This is a genomic window from Ruegeria sp. AB8, assembly GCF_056542605.1.
This window is the reverse complement of record NZ_JBQGAB010000002.1, coordinates 112,688-129,710: the sequence shown is the minus strand read 5'-3', so window position 1 is coordinate 129,710 and position 17,023 is coordinate 112,688. Positions and strand designations below refer to the sequence as shown.

General features: G+C 61.3%; 17 protein-coding genes. 10 read left to right on the top strand and 7 right to left on the bottom strand.

What is annotated here, in order from left to right; all coding sequences use genetic code 11:
- Positions 1-190 precede the first annotated feature (190 nt).
- From ACR0CG_RS02730 to holA, 4 genes are all read left to right on the top strand, one after another.
- Positions 191-679 (top strand): DUF3576 domain-containing protein, encoded by a 489-nt coding sequence (locus ACR0CG_RS02730; protein ID WP_170614449.1) that lies wholly within the window; start codon positions 191-193, stop codon positions 677-679.
- Between the two features lie 72 nt (positions 680-751).
- Positions 752-3,289 carry a leucine--tRNA ligase gene (gene leuS / locus ACR0CG_RS02725; RefSeq protein WP_480522755.1) on the top strand — a complete coding sequence of 846 codons (2,538 nt, stop codon included), beginning with the start codon at positions 752-754 and terminating at the stop codon, positions 3,287-3,289.
- Complete coding sequence (gene lptE, locus ACR0CG_RS02720; RefSeq protein ID WP_480522754.1) at positions 3,276-3,779, top strand: LPS assembly lipoprotein LptE; 504 nt, start codon at positions 3,276-3,278, stop codon at positions 3,777-3,779. Before leuS ends, lptE begins: the two co-directional genes overlap by 14 nt.
- Positions 3,776-4,804 (top strand): DNA polymerase III subunit delta, encoded by a 1,029-nt coding sequence (holA, locus tag ACR0CG_RS02715; protein WP_480522753.1) that lies wholly within the window; start codon positions 3,776-3,778, stop codon positions 4,802-4,804. The genes lptE and holA overlap by 4 nt, the downstream gene beginning before the upstream one ends.
- A gap of 1 nt (position 4,805) precedes the next feature.
- Here the strand turns inward: holA and ACR0CG_RS02710 are convergent, their stop codons facing one another.
- On the bottom strand, positions 4,806-5,990 hold the full coding sequence (locus ACR0CG_RS02710) for a TIGR03862 family flavoprotein (protein WP_480522912.1): 1,185 nt from the start codon (positions 5,988-5,990) through the stop codon (positions 4,806-4,808).
- A 47-nt stretch (positions 5,991-6,037) separates the two neighbouring features.
- Here ACR0CG_RS02710 and ACR0CG_RS02705 point away from each other — a divergent pair, with 47 nt between their 5' ends.
- Positions 6,038-6,334 (top strand): HNH endonuclease, encoded by a 297-nt coding sequence (locus tag ACR0CG_RS02705; RefSeq protein ID WP_480522752.1) that lies wholly within the window; start codon positions 6,038-6,040, stop codon positions 6,332-6,334.
- Here ACR0CG_RS02705 and ACR0CG_RS02700 read toward each other — a convergent pair whose 3' ends face one another.
- The 3 genes from ACR0CG_RS02700 to ACR0CG_RS02690 are packed head-to-tail and all read right to left on the bottom strand — an operon-like array spanning position 6,335 to position 8,423.
- Positions 6,335-7,072, bottom strand: coding sequence for a VOC family protein (locus ACR0CG_RS02700; RefSeq protein ID WP_480522751.1), 738 nt, complete (start codon positions 7,070-7,072; stop codon positions 6,335-6,337).
- Entirely contained in the window at positions 7,069-7,677 is a 609-nt protein-coding gene (locus tag ACR0CG_RS02695; protein WP_480522750.1) for an enoyl-CoA hydratase/isomerase family protein, read from the bottom strand. The genes ACR0CG_RS02700 and ACR0CG_RS02695 overlap by 4 nt, the downstream gene beginning before the upstream one ends.
- Positions 7,674-8,423, bottom strand: coding sequence for an SDR family oxidoreductase (locus tag ACR0CG_RS02690; RefSeq protein WP_480522911.1), 750 nt, complete (start codon positions 8,421-8,423; stop codon positions 7,674-7,676). Before ACR0CG_RS02690 ends, ACR0CG_RS02695 begins: the two co-directional genes overlap by 4 nt.
- Positions 8,424-8,557: 134 nt before the next feature.
- Here ACR0CG_RS02690 and ACR0CG_RS02685 point away from each other — a divergent pair, with 134 nt between their 5' ends.
- From ACR0CG_RS02685 to lpxK, 5 genes are all read left to right on the top strand, one after another.
- Positions 8,558-10,075 (top strand): DUF2125 domain-containing protein, encoded by a 1,518-nt coding sequence (locus ACR0CG_RS02685; protein ID WP_480522749.1) that lies wholly within the window; start codon positions 8,558-8,560, stop codon positions 10,073-10,075.
- Between the two features lie 249 nt (positions 10,076-10,324).
- A complete protein-coding gene (locus ACR0CG_RS02680; RefSeq protein ID WP_480522748.1) occupies positions 10,325-11,671 on the top strand; it encodes a TldD/PmbA family protein in 1,347 nt (448 codons plus the stop codon).
- Positions 11,658-12,458, top strand: coding sequence for a 3'(2'),5'-bisphosphate nucleotidase CysQ (locus tag ACR0CG_RS02675; RefSeq protein WP_480522747.1), 801 nt, complete (start codon positions 11,658-11,660; stop codon positions 12,456-12,458). The genes ACR0CG_RS02680 and ACR0CG_RS02675 overlap by 14 nt, the downstream gene beginning before the upstream one ends.
- Entirely contained in the window at positions 12,455-13,690 is a 1,236-nt protein-coding gene (locus tag ACR0CG_RS02670; protein ID WP_480522746.1) for a 3-deoxy-D-manno-octulosonic acid transferase, read from the top strand. The genes ACR0CG_RS02675 and ACR0CG_RS02670 overlap by 4 nt, the downstream gene beginning before the upstream one ends.
- On the top strand, positions 13,677-14,675 hold the full coding sequence (gene lpxK / locus ACR0CG_RS02665) for a tetraacyldisaccharide 4'-kinase (protein WP_480522745.1): 999 nt from the start codon (positions 13,677-13,679) through the stop codon (positions 14,673-14,675). Before ACR0CG_RS02670 ends, lpxK begins: the two co-directional genes overlap by 14 nt.
- Here lpxK and ACR0CG_RS02660 read toward each other — a convergent pair whose 3' ends face one another.
- Genes ACR0CG_RS02660 through ACR0CG_RS02650 form a run of 3 tightly spaced genes read right to left on the bottom strand, consistent with a single transcriptional unit; the run spans position 14,676 to position 16,970 of the window.
- On the bottom strand, positions 14,676-15,788 hold the full coding sequence (locus tag ACR0CG_RS02660; RefSeq protein ID WP_480522744.1) for a CaiB/BaiF CoA transferase family protein: 1,113 nt from the start codon (positions 15,786-15,788) through the stop codon (positions 14,676-14,678).
- On the bottom strand, positions 15,788-16,450 hold the full coding sequence (locus ACR0CG_RS02655; RefSeq protein WP_480522743.1) for a DsbA family protein: 663 nt from the start codon (positions 16,448-16,450) through the stop codon (positions 15,788-15,790). The genes ACR0CG_RS02660 and ACR0CG_RS02655 overlap by 1 nt, the downstream gene beginning before the upstream one ends.
- A 13-nt stretch (positions 16,451-16,463) precedes the next feature.
- Positions 16,464-16,970, bottom strand: a complete 507-nt coding sequence (locus tag ACR0CG_RS02650; RefSeq protein ID WP_480522742.1) for a DUF721 domain-containing protein — start codon at positions 16,968-16,970, stop codon at positions 16,464-16,466.
- Between the last annotated feature and the right edge of the window lie 53 nt (positions 16,971-17,023).

Genomic DNA, 17,023 nt, shown 5'->3' with positions numbered 1-17,023 from the left:
CGCGCAAGCTTACCTTAATTGCGTCGCCTGCATTGGCCCCGGATTGGTGCAAGGATGCCACAGTCGATTTCCACCCCCGGAACCCGCATTCTGCGCCAATATAAGAAAAGAATAGGCTTGTTGCTGCACTGCGCCTTGTCTAGGAGTATCAACCAACAACGCAAAACCAATGAAGCAGGACCTGTCGACGATGCGCCTGAAAACGATTCTGGGTTTGATAATACTGACCGCCGCTGTCGCCGCCTGCGGGCGCAGCCAGCCATTGCCGGGGGATGCACGCTCGTTGACTGTCGATGGCTCTTCGACAGACGAACGCGAACTCAGCGATCCGGGCCGTACAACGATCTGGGATGTCTTCGGACCGAACAACTCCGAGCAGGTCACAAATGTGAACCGCTATTTGTGGCGCGCTTCGCTGGATGTGCTGAATTTCCTTCCAGTACAGGAAGTTGACCCGTTTACCGGTGTGATCGTGACCGGCTATGGCAAGCCACCGGGTGGCGGGCGCTCGTACCGGGCGACGGTCCATATCAGTGACCCGGCGCTGGCGGCGCGCTCGTTGACTGTCTCGCTGCAAACCAGTGGCGGCGCTCCGGTCAGTGCCGCAACCACCCGCGCGGTCGAGGATGCAATCCTGTCCCGCGCACGCCAGCTACGCATTGCGGACAACAAGTTCTAGCCACCCGCCGCAAATCGCAATATTACCACGCCGGGTTCATGCCCGGCGTTTTCATTCACGAAGGACCGCACCATGTCGCGCTACTCGGCCAACGAAATCGAAGCAAAATGGCAGGAGGCCTGGGACAGGGCCGGGATCTTCACCGCCGACCACAAGGCGGACAAGCCGAAATATTACGTGCTTGAGATGTTCCCCTACCCGTCCGGCCGAATCCATATGGGGCATGTGCGCAACTACACGATGGGCGACGTGATCGCGCGGCATAAACTGGCGACCGGCCACAACGTGCTGCACCCGATGGGCTGGGATGCGTTCGGGATGCCAGCGGAAAACGCCGCGATGGCGATTGGTGGCCACCCGAAAGACTGGACTTACGGAAACATCGCCGACATGCGCGGGCAGATGAAACCGCTGGGCCTGTCGATCGACTGGTCTCGCGAGTTCGCTACCTGTGACCCCGAATATTACGGCCAGCAGCAGGCCTTGTTCCTGGACATGCTCGAAGCCGGGCTGGTGTATCGCAAAAACGCCGTGGTGAACTGGGATCCGGTCGACATGACCGTGCTGGCCAACGAACAGGTGGAAAACGGGCGCGGTTGGCGGTCCGGAGCGCTGGTGGAACGTCGCGAACTGACCCAGTGGTTCTTCAAAATTTCGGACTATTCCGAGGAACTGCTCGACGCGCTGGACACTCTGGATAACTGGCCCGCCAAGGTACGCCTGATGCAGGAAAACTGGATTGGCAAGTCGCGCGGCCTGCAATTCGGCTTTGAACGCACAGATGGCGGCGAGCCGATCACCGTCTATACGACCCGGCCCGACACGCTGCTGGGCGCGTCCTTTGTTGGTATCTCGCCGGATCACCCGATTGCCAAGCAGCTTGAGGCAGAAAGTTCCGAAGTTGCTGAATTTGTTGCCGAATGCCGCAAAGGCGGCACGACCGAAGAGGCGATTGAGACCGCCGAGAAGCTGGGTTATGACACTGGCATTCGCGTCAAACACCCGCTGGACCCGAATTGGGAACTTCCTGTCTGGATCGCCAACTTCATCCTGATGGATTACGGCACTGGCGCGATCTTTGCCTGCCCGGCGCATGACCAGCGCGACCTCGATTTCTGCCGCAAATATGGCCTGCCCGTGGTGGACACCTTCTTTGCACTGGATGACGACACGCCGGTCGACAAGATTGCTTTTGTCCCGCCCAAAACCGAAAAGGTTCGCTGGGTAAATCACTTCGCGGGCCTGACCGAGGCGACGGGTGACGAGGCGATCGACGCCACCGTCGATTTTGCCGAAAAGGCCGGCTGGGGCGAAGGCGTCACCAAATACCGCCTGCGCGACTGGGGTTTGAGCCGCCAGCGCTATTGGGGCTGCCCGATTCCCGTTGTTCATTGTGACAGCTGCGGCGTGATACCTGAGAAAAAAGAAAACCTGCCGGTTCGCCTGCCTGACGATGTCACGTTCGACAAACCCGGCAACCCGCTGGACCGTCACCCGACCTGGCGTGACTGCGCCTGCCCAAAATGCGGATCCCCGGCAAAACGCGAGACCGACACGATGGACACCTTTGTCGATTCGTCGTGGTATTTCGCCCGTTTCACCGCCCCGCGTGCAGAAACGCCAACGGATTTGGCGGAAGCCGAATACTGGATGAATGTTGATCAGTATATCGGCGGCATCGAGCATGCGATTCTGCACCTGCTCTATTCCCGATTCTTCGCACGTGCGATGAACATCACGGGCCACTTGCCGAAAAAAGCCATCGAGCCGTTTGATGCCCTATTCACCCAAGGCATGGTGACGCACGAAATCTACCAGACCCGCGACGCCAATGGCCGCCCAGTCTATCACCTGCCCGAGGATGTGACCGACGGCAAACTGGCCGACGGCACCGAGGTTGAGATCATCCCCTCGGCCAAGATGTCAAAATCCAAGAAAAACGTGGTCGATCCGGTCAGCATCATTTCTGCCTTCGGTGCCGACACAGCCCGCTGGTTCGTGCTGTCCGATTCGCCACCCGAACGGGATGTGGAATGGACCGCGGCCGGGGCCGAAGCGGCCTATAAACACCTCAATCGCGTGTGGAACCTTTGCGACAAGATCGGTGCCATGGACCCGGACGCAAAAGGCGAAGGTGATGAGGACCTGCTGCGCGAGATGCATAAAACCATCCGCGATGTGTCGCTGGGTGTCGAAAGCTTCGGCTTCAACGCGGCCATCGCCAAGCTTTATGCCTTCACAAACACGCTGGCCAAATCAAAGGCAGGGGCTTCGGCCCAGAAGCAGGCAATCAAAACGCTGGCACAGCTTATGTCGCCGATGACACCGCATCTGGCCGAAGATATCTGGGCGCATCAGGGCGGAGAAGGTCTGGTGGCAGTCGCACCATGGCCCGTCGCAGATGAGACGATGCTGATCGACGACACGGTCACGTTGCCGATTCAGATCAACGGCAAGCGCCGCGCGGAAATCAGCGTGTCCAAGGATTTGGCGAAGGACGAGGTTGAAAAAGTCGCGCTCAGCACCGAAGCTGTGCAAAAGGCGCTGAACGGTGCAGCGCCGAAGAAAGTGATCGTAGTACCGGGCCGGATCGTGAATGTCGTTGTTTGATCGCAAATCGTGGCGGATGCTGCCGCTTGCAGCTGCTCTGTTTGTTGCCGCTTGCGGTTTCCAGCCGGTTTATGCCCCCGGCGGTTCAGGCGAAGCGCTCTACGGGAAGGTTGTCGTGTCTGCCCCGAATGACGTCGACAGCTACCTGTTGGTTCAGAACCTAGAACAGCGTCTGGGGCGCAGCGCGGAACAGGTTGAAGATTACGACCTGAATGTTCAGGTCGCGACCACGACTCTGGCAGCGGCCATCACTACGACCAACGAAATCAACCGCCTGACCATTAATGGCCGGGCCAACTTTACGCTTGTGTCGAAAGCCACAGGGCAGGTGGTTGCATCAGGCTCAGAAACCAATTTCGTGGCCTATTCGGCTGCCGGTTCAACCGTCTCGACCCTGGCCGGGGAACGCGCGGCCAAGGAACGTCTGATGGTGATGCTTTCGGATCAGATCGTCAATCGCCTGTACGCCACCACAGGTCCGGCCACATGAAGCTCAGCCCGCGCGAGGCCGAGGGGTATTTTACCAGGCCCGACGCGGACAAGGCCGCGCTGCTGATCTACGGCGCGGATGCGATGCGTGTTGCGCTGAAACGGCAGCAGGTTCTGGCGGCCCTTCTGGGCCCGGCCGCCGAGGAAGAGATGCGGCTGACCCGAATCCCGGGATCGGAATTGCGCGGCGATCCGGCGTTGCTGCTGGATGCGATCAAGGCGGTTGGGTTTTTTCCCGGCCCCCGGGCCGCGTTTGTCGAGGATGCGACGGAGACCGCAGCGCCTGCGATTCTGTCAGCGCTGGAAGACTGGGCGCTTGGCGACGCGCAGATCGTCGTGACCGCCGGTCAGCTCAAACCAAGTTCGAAAATCCGCAAGGCGTTCGAAACCCATCCGGCGGCCTATGCCGTGGGTATCTACGACGATCCGCCTTCCCGGGCCGAGGTTGAACGGATTCTGTCCGAAGCAGGCCTTCACAATATCCCCCGAGACACGATGTCGGCGCTGGCTGAACTGGCGGTTGCGCTCAGCCCAGGGGATTTCACCCAGACCGTTGAAAAGATTTCATTATACAAGCGCGGCGACCCTTCTGAGCTGACCATCGAAGATGTCGAATCTTGCGCGCCGCGCTCGACCGAAGCGGCGTTGGACGATGTCCTGAATGTGGTTGCCGAAGGACGAACGGCCGAAATCGGGCCATTGCTTCGCCGTTTGCAGGCGCAGGGCACAAATGCAGTCACCTTGTGCATCGGGGCAACCCGGCATTTTCGCACGCTTTATGCCTGCGCTTCAGATCCGGGCGGTGCAGCGCAGGGTATCGGCAAGCTGCGTCCGCCTGTTTACGGCAAGCGCCGCGACCGGATTTTGCGACAGGCACAGGGTTGGGGTGCGCAAAAGCTGCAAACCGCGCTGACGGTGCTGACCGATACGGACCTTTCCCTGCGATCAGCCGGTCAGACCGCACCCGCGCTGGCACTGGTCGAACGGGCGATGATCCGTCTGGCCATGCTGGCCCGGTCGCGCTAGTTCACCCTGCCCGTTCCAGGCATTCCGCCGCCGATCTGCCTGCCCATCGCCCGGTCGCCAGACATGCAGTCAACAGATACCCGCCGGTCGGAGCCTCCCAGTCCAGCATCTCGCCCGCACAGAATACGCCGGGCATGACGCTGAGCATCAACCCGTCGTCCAAAGCCGCGCGGACAACACCACCTGCGGTCGAGATCGCCTCGTCCATCGGGCGCAATTCCGCGCCACGCACGGGCAAAGCCTTGAGCATTTCGATCGTCTGTTTTGGCGTAAGTGACTGCCCCGCCGTCATTTCGTGAAACAATGCGACTTTCTGCGGCGGCAATCGCAAACTCTTTTTCAACCACTGAGACAGCGTTGTCTTGGTTTTTTTGTCCGAGAACCGGCGGTGCAGCACATCCTCTGCCAGATCGGGCAAGAGATCGACCTGCAATTCCGCGCCGTCGCGCAACGCCGGGGTCAAGGCATACAACCCGCCCCCTTCCAGCCCCGTCGCCGAAAGGGTCGCCTCTCCTCGAGACCGCAGATCACCGGCGCGCCATTCAACTGATTTAAGCGGCGCGCCGAAATGCGGCTGCATATGCGGGCTCCAGGAAACAGAAAGGGCCGAGTTCGATGGGGCGAACGGGGCCAGAGGCACGCCTTTCTTCGCAAGATGCGTCACCCAGGCACCGTCCGATCCCAGTCGCGCCCAACTGGCCCCGCCCAGTGCCAGCACCGTGGCGTCACTGGACAGGCTTTGACGACCATCGGGTGTCTCAAACAGCAGTTTCTGTCCTTCCCAACCCAGCCAGCGCCAGCGCGTTCTTATCTGCACCCCGGACGTATCCAGTCGCCTTAACCAGGACCGCAACAAAGGCGATGCTTTCATCGCCTTCGGAAACACGCGACCAGTCGAGCCGGTAAACACTTCTTGCCCCAGATCGCGCGCCCATTCCTGCGCGGCCTGCGCATCGAACCCCGCGATCATCGGGCGCAACCAGTCAGCCGCGCTGCCATAGGACCGGATCAGTGTGTCAAAGGGCTCATCCTTGGTCAGGTTCAATCCGGACTTGCCTGCCATCAGGAATTTGCGCGCAACGGATGGTTTGGCCTCAAGCACCAGCACGTTATGGCCGGCACGGGCCAATTGCTCTGCCGCCATCAGACCCGCCGGACCTGCTCCGATCACCACAGCCTGCGCCATCATTGCCCTCTTGTCATGTGCTTCAGACGGCGCGACTCTGCCATACCATGGCGACAACCGATCCGATCTGCCCGCTTTGCGACCGCCCGATCCCGGAAGGGAGCGGCAGCGTGCACCATCTGATCCCAAAACTCAAAGGTGGCAAGGGCGGACCCACCGTTTTGCTGCACCAGATCTGCCACAAAGAAGTTCACGCCACGCTGACCGAAGCCGAACTCGCGCGCAGTTACAGTACGGTCGAAGCCCTGCGCGCCCATCCCCGGCTTGAGAAGTTTCTGATCTGGGTGCGAAAGCGACCACCCGGCTTCCGTTCCAGGGTTCCGGGCAAGCGGCGCGGGCGCTGACTATGCAGGCAACCATCGATCCCCGGCGGCATCGCTGACTGCGGCACCCAGCCCTTCTATTTCCAGCCCCCGGTAATCCGGCACCGGCGAGAATTGCGCATCCGGGACATGCTGAAACTCCAACGTGGTATAGGGGCGTTTCCAAAGCCATTCGCGGTTCTGGACGGCCCAAAGATCACCACTTGGCGGCACGTCTTTCGTAAAAGCGTAAAAGTGCAGATCAAATCCATAAAGCGCGACATCCTGCATCGACAACAACCGCATGCCCTGGCCACTGCAGAACTGGTCTTCGGACGCAAGGTCACCCGTCCGCAGCGTTACCTGTCCGATACGGGCCCGCGCAAAGGGGTCTTCTGGATCGGCGGCCCCGTCCGGGCGGTTGCCGTCAAAATCATGCTGCAGCAATTCGATCACAAAGCCGTCCGGATCGCTCAGATGTGCCATATATCCGATATCCAGGAACTGCCTTGGCGCGCTGACATCGACGCCCATTCGGCGCAGATGGGCGGCGGCCAGATCAACGTCGGGCACAGTGATCCCGATCTTCCAGTATCGCTGACCCCGGTCGTGCCGATAGCCACCACCTCCGGGCATAAGCAACAGATCCGCATCCTGACCTGCATAACCGACCCGCCGGTTCGGACCTTCCCACCGCACGGACATTCCAAACGCATCGCGGTAAAACCCCGCAAGAGCATCCGGGTCGTCAACACGCAGGCGCAGGGCGGACAACCTCATCGGCACATCCTTGCGATCCCGGCGGCGATTTCGGGATTGGCCGCAAGGCTGTCGGCTGCCAGATCACGGGCAGTGGTCATCAGATGGTCCGGCTCGACGATCCTGTCGACCAGACCAAAAGCATAAGCCTCTTGCGCGGAAATTTTCTGACCACACATCAGGATCAGCCTTGTCCGCGCAGCTCCGATCAACGCCGTCATGCGTTTGGCATCGGATGGCTGTGGCAGAAAGCCCAGCTTCATGACCGGATAAAAGACCTTCGCCGTCGGCACTGCAATGCGGATATCGCAAGCCAGGGCCATGCCGTTCGCGCCCCCTGCCAGAGTTCCGTTCAGCGCGGCGATGGTCAGGCAGGGCAATGCGGCAATTGCGCCCGAAAGGCGCTCCCACACATCCGAAGTTGCCAGACCCGCCCGGGCCTCGTCCAGATCCGCGCCCGCGCTGAACACCTTGCCGGCGCCGGTCAAGACCAATGCGCGGGCCTGTGTTGCACTTTCGGCGATCTCGGCCAGACGCGCCAGCATGTCCCCGGTAAGCGCGTTAGCCTTTCCGGGGTTGTTGATGGTGACGGTCCACAACCCGTCGGCCTTATCCAGTTCAATCACGTCAGCCCGACCCTTTTGCGGATGTCTTCCTGCCTCAGCGAGATTTCCGTCCCAAGAAACTCATCCGCATCCGGCGTGCACATCCACAACAGGGCCCGTGCAGGCCAGTCGGCCGGAATATGATCGCTCCAGTCCAGCTGACTGACGGCGTTGATACCACTGGCCTTGATCACCCGCTGCATGTCCGTCGCAACCGTTCCCGGAGACAGCCCCATCGCGCGAATACCGTGATGGGCCTCTTCCAGATGCAGGCACTCGGTCATCATCTTGGCTCCGGCCTTGGACGCGCAGTAGTGGCTCCAGGCTTCGACCGGGTTGGAAGCCGCGCCCGAGGATATTGTCAGAACCGTACCACCGCCCGCCGCGCGCATGATGGGCAGCGCCGCACGCATCCCGTAGAACACGCCCTTGAGGTTGATATCGATCGCCTGGCTCCAGGCCACGGGATCGGCATTGGACAGATGAAAGATCGGCTCGATGACACCGGCATTGCCGATCAGAACATCCAGGCCGCCAAACCGGTCCACGCAATCGGCCAAGACCTGTTCCACCTGTGCAAAGTCGCTGACATCGCAGCTAAGCGCGATGGCATTGTCACCCAGCGCCGAGGCCAAAGCCTCGATCTGGTCGCGGCTGCGCGCCACCAATGCAACATTGGCGCCGGCTGCGGCAAATACGCGCCCTGCCTCGGCGCCGATACCCCGGCTGGCACCGGTTATCAGTACAGTTTTCCCTTGCATCGGAATACTCTGCCCCCATTAAAATCATATCTGGGGACTCTGTAACGCGCGCAAGGGGAATTGGTCCAGCCCTGCCCCCTTGACGCCCGCCGCCGCAGGCACGACGATATGCGCAAAAATTCATCGAGAAGGGTAATCCTATGTCGCATTTCCTTCGCCGCAGTTGCGGCGCTGTTCTGGCTTATGCCGTTGTCAGCCAGGGGGCGCTGGCCGACGTAACAGCCAGCGACGTCTGGGCCGACTGGCAGGCTTACTTCACGCAAATGGGTTATACCGTAAACGGCGAACAGTCGGTGTCGGGTGCCGTGACCACCATCTCGGACATGACGCTTGCAATGGCCTTGCCCGAAGAAGAAGGGCAGTTCGTGATCAAGGTCCCGGAAATGACGCTGGGCGACAACGGCGATGGCACCGTCAGCATCGGCTTTCCCGATTCCTTTCCCATGAGCGTCACCGGCAATGCCGAAGGCGAGGAATTCTCTGCCGATGTGGTCTACGCCCTGGATGGGTTGGACATGGTTGTTTCCGGCACGCCGGACGACATGACCTATACCTACACGGCCAACTCCATGGCCGTCTCGCTGGACAACATTCAGGTTGACGGCCAGCCCGTGCCCCGGGAAATTCTGGACGCCAGCATGACGATGACCGGCCTGACCGGCAGTTCGCAGATGCGAATCCGCGACGGGCGCGACATCAAACAGTCCTTTGCTGTGACCGCCCTGACGTACGGGCTTGCCTTTGACGATCCCGAAAGCGGTGAAACCGGCAAAATCGACGGCAAGCTGGACCAGCTTGTCATGGACAGCGACAGCGTGATACCGGCCGACTTCAACATGTCGGACCCGGCGGCGCTGTACGAGGCCGGTTTCGCCTTTTCGGGCAGGTTCACCTATGCATCTGGCCAGACCAATATCGCCGGCACGAGCAAGGGCGAAGCCTTTTCCATGAGCAGCCAGTCCGAAGGCGGCCAGTTCGGCGCCAGCCTTGACGCACAGCGGATTGCCTACGACATCAACCAAAACAGCACCAGGCTGGCCGTCACCACCGCCGATTTGCCGTTCCCGATCGAAATCGCGATGACCAATGCCGGGCTGAAATTCGAACTGCCGGTTCAGCAATCGGAAGAGATCCAGCCCTTTGCCTTTGGGTTGAACCTGACCGACTTCACCATGTCCGATGTTTTGTGGAGCATCTTCGACCCTACAGGCGCACTGCCCCGCGACCCGGCGACCATCGCGCTGAATAGCACCGGAACGGCGAAGGTGCTGATGAATATCTTCGATCCCGAAGTGGCAGAAGATCTGACCGGCGAAGCACCGGGCGAGTTGCACTCGCTGAAAATCACCGAGCTTCTGGTTTCATTGGTGGGTGCCCGCCTGACCGGTGACGGTGACTTCACGTTCGACAATACCAACACCCAGCAACCTGGCGGCATGCCGGTTCCCGCTGGCGAAGCGAATCTGCAGCTTGTCGGGGCGAACGCCCTGATCGACAAGCTGATCGGCATGGGAGTGATTTCGGACAACGACGCGCTGGGTGCCCGGATGATGATGGGGCTGATGGCCGTACCGGGTGACGCGCCGGACACGCTGAACTCGACTATCAAGTTCACCGAAGACGGTCAGATTCTGGCGAACGGCCAGCGCATCAAATAAGCCAGCCACTGGCACCACGGGTCTGAACGGCCTGTGGTGCCAGCCTCGCACTTCAGCAAATACCGTGACCCGCGGCAGCTTGGGTAAAGCGAACACAACAGTGCCGTCCCACCCTGCCGAACCGGACACACACCCACCAATACCCCAAACTCAGACTGATCCGGTGCTTCGTCACGCTCAATCCGGCCGCAGGACTTGCGGGGCGCGCAGTCCAAGGCTAGGTCCAGTAATAATCAGAGCGGAGGCGTCATGACCCGAACACCCGAAGAGATCAGCCATCACCTGCTTGATGCTGCGCGCAAGGCCGGGGCAGAATCCGCAGATGCGATCGTGATTGACGGCTCCTCGGTGTCGGTCGAAGTGCGTGAGGGTGCTCTGGAACATGCCGAGCGCTCGGAAGGAACCGATCTGGGTCTGCGCGTATTTCTTGGCAAACGTCAGGCGATTGTCTCAAGCTCTGACAGCCGCCCTGAGACGCTGAGCGCGATGGCCGAACGCGCCGTGGCGATGGCGCGTGAAGCCCCCGAAGACCCGTTCACCGGTTTGGCCGATCCCGGCCAGCTGGCCACCGAACGGGACATGCCTTCGCTTGAAATGTTCGACCCAACCCCCGAGCCCGCGGCCGAAGACCTGCTGCAGGACGCACTGGCGACCGAAGCTGCTGCACTGGCCGTGACCGGCGTCTCACAAGTGTCAGACGCCGCTGCTGCGTATGGCACACACAGGGTGCATCTTGCAGCCACGAACGGATTTTCCGGGGGGTATCTGCGCAGCAGCCGGTCGACATCCTGTGTTGCAATATCGGGCGAAGGCACCGGGATGGAGCGTGACTACGACGGCGACAGCCGCACCTTCCAAAGCGATCTTCGCAGCCCGGAAGAAATCGGGCGCACTGCGGGGGAACGCGCCGTCCAGCAGGTTGGAGCCCGCAAACCGGCAACCGGAAGTTTCCCGGTGTTGTTTGACGAACGCATCTCATCCTCGCTGATCGGCCATCTTCTGGCGGCCGCCAACGGGTCTGCAATCGCGCGCGGGGCGTCATGGTTGACCGATTGTTTGGGCCAGCAGGTCCTGCCCGATCATCTGTCGCTGATCGAAGACCCGCACCGCCCGCGCATCTCGGGATCACGCCCGTTTGACGCCGAAGGACTGCCGACCAGCCGCCGGGCGATAGTCGAAAACGGTGTACTGACCGGCTGGACCCTCGATCTGTCCAGTGCCCGCAAACTTGAAATGCTGTCCACCGGCAACGCCGCACGCGGCGTGTCCGGACCGCCCTCGCCCAGCAACTGGAACCTGAGCCTGACGCAGGGCGACCAAAGCCGCGAGGACCTGTTGCGCGACATGGGCAACGGGCTGCTTGTGACGTCGATGATCGGGTCGACCATCAACCCCAACACGGGCGACTATTCCCGTGGCGCATCCGGGTTCTGGGTCGAGAACGGGCAGATTGCCCACCCGGTCAACGAATGCACGATTGCGGGCAATCTGCGCGACATGCTGAAACGGATCGTCCCGGCAAATGACGCGCGCCCCTATCTGTCACGGGTTGTCCCATCGCTGCTGATTGAGGGAATGACACTTGCCGGCAACTGACCTGCCCCTGCTGATCGAGGCCGCCCGGGAGGCTGGCAAGATCGCCACCCGATACTCGGGGGCAGATGCGCAGCGCTGGGACAAATCCGATGGCACCGGCCCCGTGACCGAGGCGGATCTGGCCGTCAACGCGATGCTCGAACAGATGTTGCCTTCGGCACGCCCCGGTTATGGCTGGCTGAGCGAAGAGACCGAAGATTCACCCGACCGGCTGTCACGCCGCAGGACATTCATCATCGATCCGATCGACGGAACCCGCAGCTTTGCCGAAGGGTCGCGAACCTGGGCACATTCCCTGGCGGTCGCGGATCAGGGCAAGGTGACGGCGGCGGTGATCTATCTGCCGATGCGAAATCTTCTTTATGCGGCAGCGGCTGAACAGGGCGCAACACTGAACGGTGAGCGGATTCATACCACGCAGACAAACCGCCTGCATGACGCCGAAATTCTGGCTGCCAAACCTAACCTGAAGCCCGTTCACTGGAAGCACGGGCAGGTGCCCGATTTCAAACGCAACTACCGCCCATCCCTGGCCTATCGCATGGCCGCAGTGGCGCAAGGGCGGTTTGACGGGATGCTGACCTTAAGGCCCAGTTGGGAATGGGATATTGCAGCCGGTGATCTGATCATCCGCGAAGCCGGTGGCATCTGCTCGAACCGGCAAGGACAGCCGTTGCGCTTCAACAACTCCCAACCGCGCCTGAACGGTGTGATCGCGGCGGGTGCCGAAACCTACAGGTTGCTGTGCGAACAGCTTGACCCGGACGGGCACGGGCTGCCGGTATGAGCAAGCCCGGGTCCTTCAGCCTTGCGGCCTATCGGGTACTGTCCTGGGGCGTGCCCAAAACCGGAGGGCAACAGCAGCAGGCGCGCCCGGACGGCGAATTGCTTTGGGTTCACGTCAACAGCCACCTGCGCTTGCGCGTTATGGATGAGTTTTGCCACAGGTTGACGCGGTCCCGTCCTGACCTGTCGGTGTTGATTACCGCCCCTTACGGCGCCGATCTGGCGCTTTGGGCGGATAGCACCTTTCCGGTTGTTTCCCTTCCGGCCGAGCAAACCGGCGCGGTTCGCGGATTTCTGGAACACTGGCGACCGGACATTGGTGTTTGGGTTGGCGGCGGGCTTGTTCCCAACCTGATCACCCAGGCGGAAGAAAACGGCATTCCGCTGATCCTGATCGAAGCTCAGGTCGATGTCGTGATTCCGCGGGGGGCCAGATGGCTGCCCGACCTTGCCCGATACACGTTCGACTGTTTTCACACGATTCTCACGACCACGCCTGAAGCCGCCCGTCAGATCCGGCGGCTGGGCATACATTCAGCCAAGGTCACGGAATCTCCGCCGCTGCATATCAGCCCCAACCCGCGCCCATGGCCCGAGGACGAGTTGATCGAGACCAATCACGTGCTGGCCGGTCGTCCTGTATGGCTTGCCTCATGCGTGCAGGACAAGGAGTTCATCTCGGTGCTCAGCGCGCACCGGCAGGCGTTGCGGATGCTGCCCAGGCTCGCGCTGGTTCTGCATGTGGCGGACGCGTCCGAAGCGCCCCCCCTGCACCGGCGCCTTGCGGCCATGGACCTGCGCTGTGTCGACTGGGACAACGGCGAACCGATCGAAGACACAACACAGGTGATCCTGTCCGCCGAACGCGAGGATCTGGGCCTGTGGCAACGAGTTTCCGCCGTGACATTCGCAGGCAGTTCGCTGGAGAGAGGCATGGGCGGTCATGATCCGCTTGAAGCGGTGGCACTTGGATCGGCGGTTATCCATGGACCGTTCGTCCACCGCCATCAGGAGCTCTATGACCGTCTGGACATGGTGGATGCCGCCCGCACAGTCAGAACCGCAACCGAACTCGGCAACGCGGTCGAGGAATTGCTGGCACCGGACCGCGCGGCCGACATGGCCCTGGCCGGATGGCAGATCGTGACCGAGGGCGCCCCACAGGCAGATCGGCTGATCGACATGATTCAGGACCTGCTGGACCTCCGGAGGACAAAGCATGCGGGCACCTGAGTTCTGGAATTCCCCGCCCGACCGTCCCGCACTGCGTGCCCGGTTGCTGGCGCCGCTGGGGCGGCTCTATGCGGCAGCGACTGCCCGGCGAGTCGCCTTGGAACCGGGGATCAGGACGGGCGTTCCGGTCATCTGTATCGGCAACCTGAATGCGGGCGGCACCGGCAAGACACCCACCGTGATCTGGATGATCGAACAACTGCGCAACGCCTGGCACGAAGCGCATGTGGTTTCGCGCGGCCATGGCGGCTCGCTGGATGGGCCCGTGCGCGTTGATCCGGGCAAACACAGCGCCGCACAGGTCGGAGACGAGCCTTTGTTGCTGGCGGCCTTTGCCGAAGTTTGGGTGGCCAAGGACCGGGCAGCAGGTGCACAAGCGGCGGCCGATGCAGGCGCCACCGCGATCATTCTGGATGATGGTTTTCAGAATCCGTCCGTTGCCAAGGATTTCTCGGTCATCGTAGTGGATGCTGCACGCGGGTTCGGAAACGGTTTGTGCCTGCCGGCCGGCCCCCTGCGCGAACCCGTCGACGCCGGTCTGCAGCGTGCGAGCCTGGTTCTGTCACTTGGCGATTCCGACGCACAGAACACATTTACCGCGCAGTGGGGCAAACGTCTGAACGTGCCGCTTGCCACCGGCGCGGTAGAACCGCTGCAAACCGGCATGGAGTGGGACAACGCCCCGGTTCTGGCATTCGCAGGCATCGGGCATCCGGAGAAGTTTTTTCGGACCCTGCGCCAGCAGGGCGCGCGCCTGCTTCGGGCCGAGGCACTGGATGATCACCAGCCTCTGACACCCGCCCTGATGACCCGTCTGGAAAACGAAGCCCGCTTGCTGGGCGCACAGATGGTCACAACCGAAAAAGACGCCGTGCGCCTGCCGCCCGCATTTCGTAGCAAGGTTATCACCCTGCCTGTCCGTCTCCAGGTGGACCAATTCGATCTGGTCCGGGACATGGTGCTTAAAGCGGCCCCATCGCCCTGATTAGTTATCCTCGCCCAGCTTCGGCGAAGGGCGGGTCAGGGCAAGCTCGGCATCGGAAAACACAAATGGCGTGCGCACGCCCGGCACACCGTCCAGTTCAATCTGCATTCCACGCGCAATGACCTGTGGGTCCGCCATCACCTCGTCCATCGTATTGATTGGACCGGCGGGAACGCCCCCGGCTTCGCAGGCTGCCAGCAGCTCAGCCTTGTTGCGCTGCGCCGTTGCGCCATTCAGAAGGGCGATCAGAACCCGACGGTTGGCCAGCCTGTCCTTGTTGTGCAGAAAATCCGGCGCGGTGGCCAGTTCTGCCAGCCCCAGGATTTGGCACAGGCTTTGGTACTGGCGGTCATTGCCGGTGGCGATGACGATATGGCCGTCGGCACAGTCGAACACCTGGTACGGAACCAGGTTGGGGTGCGCGTTGCCCATCCGCAAAGGCGCAACACCGGTTGTCAGGTAGTTCAGCGCCTGATTGGCGGTAACAGCCACGGCGACATCCAGCAGCGCCATGTCCACATGTTGCCCACGGCCTGTTGTCTGGCGCTGATACAGAGCGGCCAGTACGCCCGCGACTGCATATACCCCTGTGAACACGTCCGTTGTCGCAACGCCCGCCTTTTGCGGCTGCCCGTCCGCCTCACCGGTAATGGACATCAGTCCGGACATGCCCTGAATGATGAAATCATACCCGGCCCGCTTGGCGTAGGGACCGGTCTGACCGAACCCGGTGATCGAGCAATAGACCAGACGCGAATTGATCTGTTTCACGCTGTCATAGTCCAGCCCGTATTTCTTCAGGCCGCCGACTTTGAAGTTTTCGATCAGGACGTCTGCATCCGCAATCAGCGCGCGCACCTTTTCCTGACCCTCGGGGGTTCTGAAATCCGCCGTGACAGACGCCTTGCCCCGATTGGTCGCGTGAAAATACGCCGCCGATACATCGTCATCCCGCGTTACAAAGGGTGGTCCCCAAGCGCGGGTATCATCCCCGTCCGGAGATTCGACCTTGATGACCTCGGCCCCAAGGTCCGCAAAGGTCTGACCGGCCCAGGGGCCGGCCAGAACTCGTGCCAGTTCGACAACCTTCAGACCGGCCAGCGGGGCCGCCATCAGTTGCCCAACTCGTCTTCGATCAGTTGTTTGAACTCTTCGTAAGACTGGTTTGAGACCTTTTTGCCGTTAACGACAAATGACGGTGTCGCGGTGATGCCGTCGCGCTCGGCGTTTTCCTGATACCAGGCCACCAGCGTCTGTGCGCGCGTTCCGTCCTGCAGGCAGGCCTCAAGCTCATCGTTGCCGATACCGGCCAGACGACCGATCTTGCGCAGCTCGTCAACGATTTCGGCGGGACCACCCGCGCGGGACCAATCGGACTGGCCTTCATAGATCAGATCCGTGATGCCAAAGAACTTTTCCGGTCCGCCGCAACGGGACACCAGCGACGCCCACAGACCGTAGCGATCAAAATAAACCTCGCGGTAGATGAACTTCACCTTGCCTGTGTCGATGAATTCCTTTTTCAGCTGCTTGTACGGCCCCGTGTGAAAATTCGCGCAATGCGGACAGGTGTAGGACGCATATTCGATGATCTCGACCGGAGCATCTGCGGCCCCCTGCACCATCTCGACAATGGTCGAGGTGTCCAGGTCGGCTTCCTGCGCCTCGGCGCTGCTGATCAGCGGGTTGGCGGGGGTGGAATTTGACAGCGACAGCCAATAGCCGCCAGCGGCAACGGCGACCGCCGCGCAGATTACGGTTGCAATACGGCTCATTCTCAGCCCTTTCTCAGCGTTTTTGTCTGGATAAAACGTTGCGGCCCAGGCGTTCAAGGGCCGCGCGCAAATCACCATCATTTACGTCACGCGACACTTTGTCTGCCTCGGCAGCGATTTCGGGTTTGATTTCGGGTTTCACCGGTTTCGGCTTGTGGTCGAAACTGGCCTGCCCCTCGGCAAATCCTGTCGGCGCGGTCTGCGTGATGCGCACGCGACTGATCGCGTTATAGCCATAAACCGCATTCACCTTGCCGCGCAGCTGTTCTTTCTGCATTTCCAGCATCGGTGCCTGCGGGCCGGTGGTCAGCAGGGTCAGCGTCGCGCCTATCCCCCCTTTGCCATACCCAACCTTGACGGGCCGCGCGATGGCCGCAATATCCTGCCCCACGATCTCGGCCCAGTGGGTCAGTAGACGCGATACGGCAAACCCCCGGCTTTCACCGGCCTGACGGATCTGATTGTTCAGCAATGTTGCGGTCCGTTTGAACCCGCGGGTGGTCGAACGTCTCGGTCGCATCTGGTTTCCAACTCCTGCGCGGCTATTGTAATGGGCAGAACAACGGGCGCCAG

Bases quoted from the DNA above. Each gene is read 5' to 3' on its own strand.
- leuS (WP_480522755.1), top strand. From the start codon at position 752: ATGTCGCGCTACTCGGCCAACGAAATCGAAGCAAAATGGCAGGAGGCC.
- ACR0CG_RS02650 (WP_480522742.1), bottom strand. From the start codon at position 16,970: ATGCGACCGAGACGTTCGACCACCCGCGGGTTCAAACGGACCGCAACA.
- ACR0CG_RS02660 (WP_480522744.1), bottom strand. From the start codon at position 15,788: ATGGCGGCCCCGCTGGCCGGTCTGAAGGTTGTCGAACTGGCACGAGTT.
- ACR0CG_RS02655 (WP_480522743.1), bottom strand. From the start codon at position 16,450: ATGAGCCGTATTGCAACCGTAATCTGCGCGGCGGTCGCCGTTGCCGCT.
- lptE (WP_480522754.1), top strand. From the start codon at position 3,276: ATGTCGTTGTTTGATCGCAAATCGTGGCGGATGCTGCCGCTTGCAGCT.
- ACR0CG_RS02705 (WP_480522752.1), top strand. From the start codon at position 6,038: ATGGCGACAACCGATCCGATCTGCCCGCTTTGCGACCGCCCGATCCCG.
- ACR0CG_RS02685 (WP_480522749.1), top strand. From the start codon at position 8,558: ATGTCGCATTTCCTTCGCCGCAGTTGCGGCGCTGTTCTGGCTTATGCC.
- ACR0CG_RS02680 (WP_480522748.1), top strand. From the start codon at position 10,325: ATGACCCGAACACCCGAAGAGATCAGCCATCACCTGCTTGATGCTGCG.
- ACR0CG_RS02700 (WP_480522751.1), bottom strand. From the start codon at position 7,072: ATGAGGTTGTCCGCCCTGCGCCTGCGTGTTGACGACCCGGATGCTCTT.
- ACR0CG_RS02730 (WP_170614449.1), top strand. From the start codon at position 191: ATGCGCCTGAAAACGATTCTGGGTTTGATAATACTGACCGCCGCTGTC.
- lpxK (WP_480522745.1), top strand. From the start codon at position 13,677: ATGCGGGCACCTGAGTTCTGGAATTCCCCGCCCGACCGTCCCGCACTG.
- ACR0CG_RS02670 (WP_480522746.1), top strand. From the start codon at position 12,455: ATGAGCAAGCCCGGGTCCTTCAGCCTTGCGGCCTATCGGGTACTGTCC.
- ACR0CG_RS02710 (WP_480522912.1), bottom strand. From the start codon at position 5,990: ATGGCGCAGGCTGTGGTGATCGGAGCAGGTCCGGCGGGTCTGATGGCG.
- holA (WP_480522753.1), top strand. From the start codon at position 3,776: ATGAAGCTCAGCCCGCGCGAGGCCGAGGGGTATTTTACCAGGCCCGAC.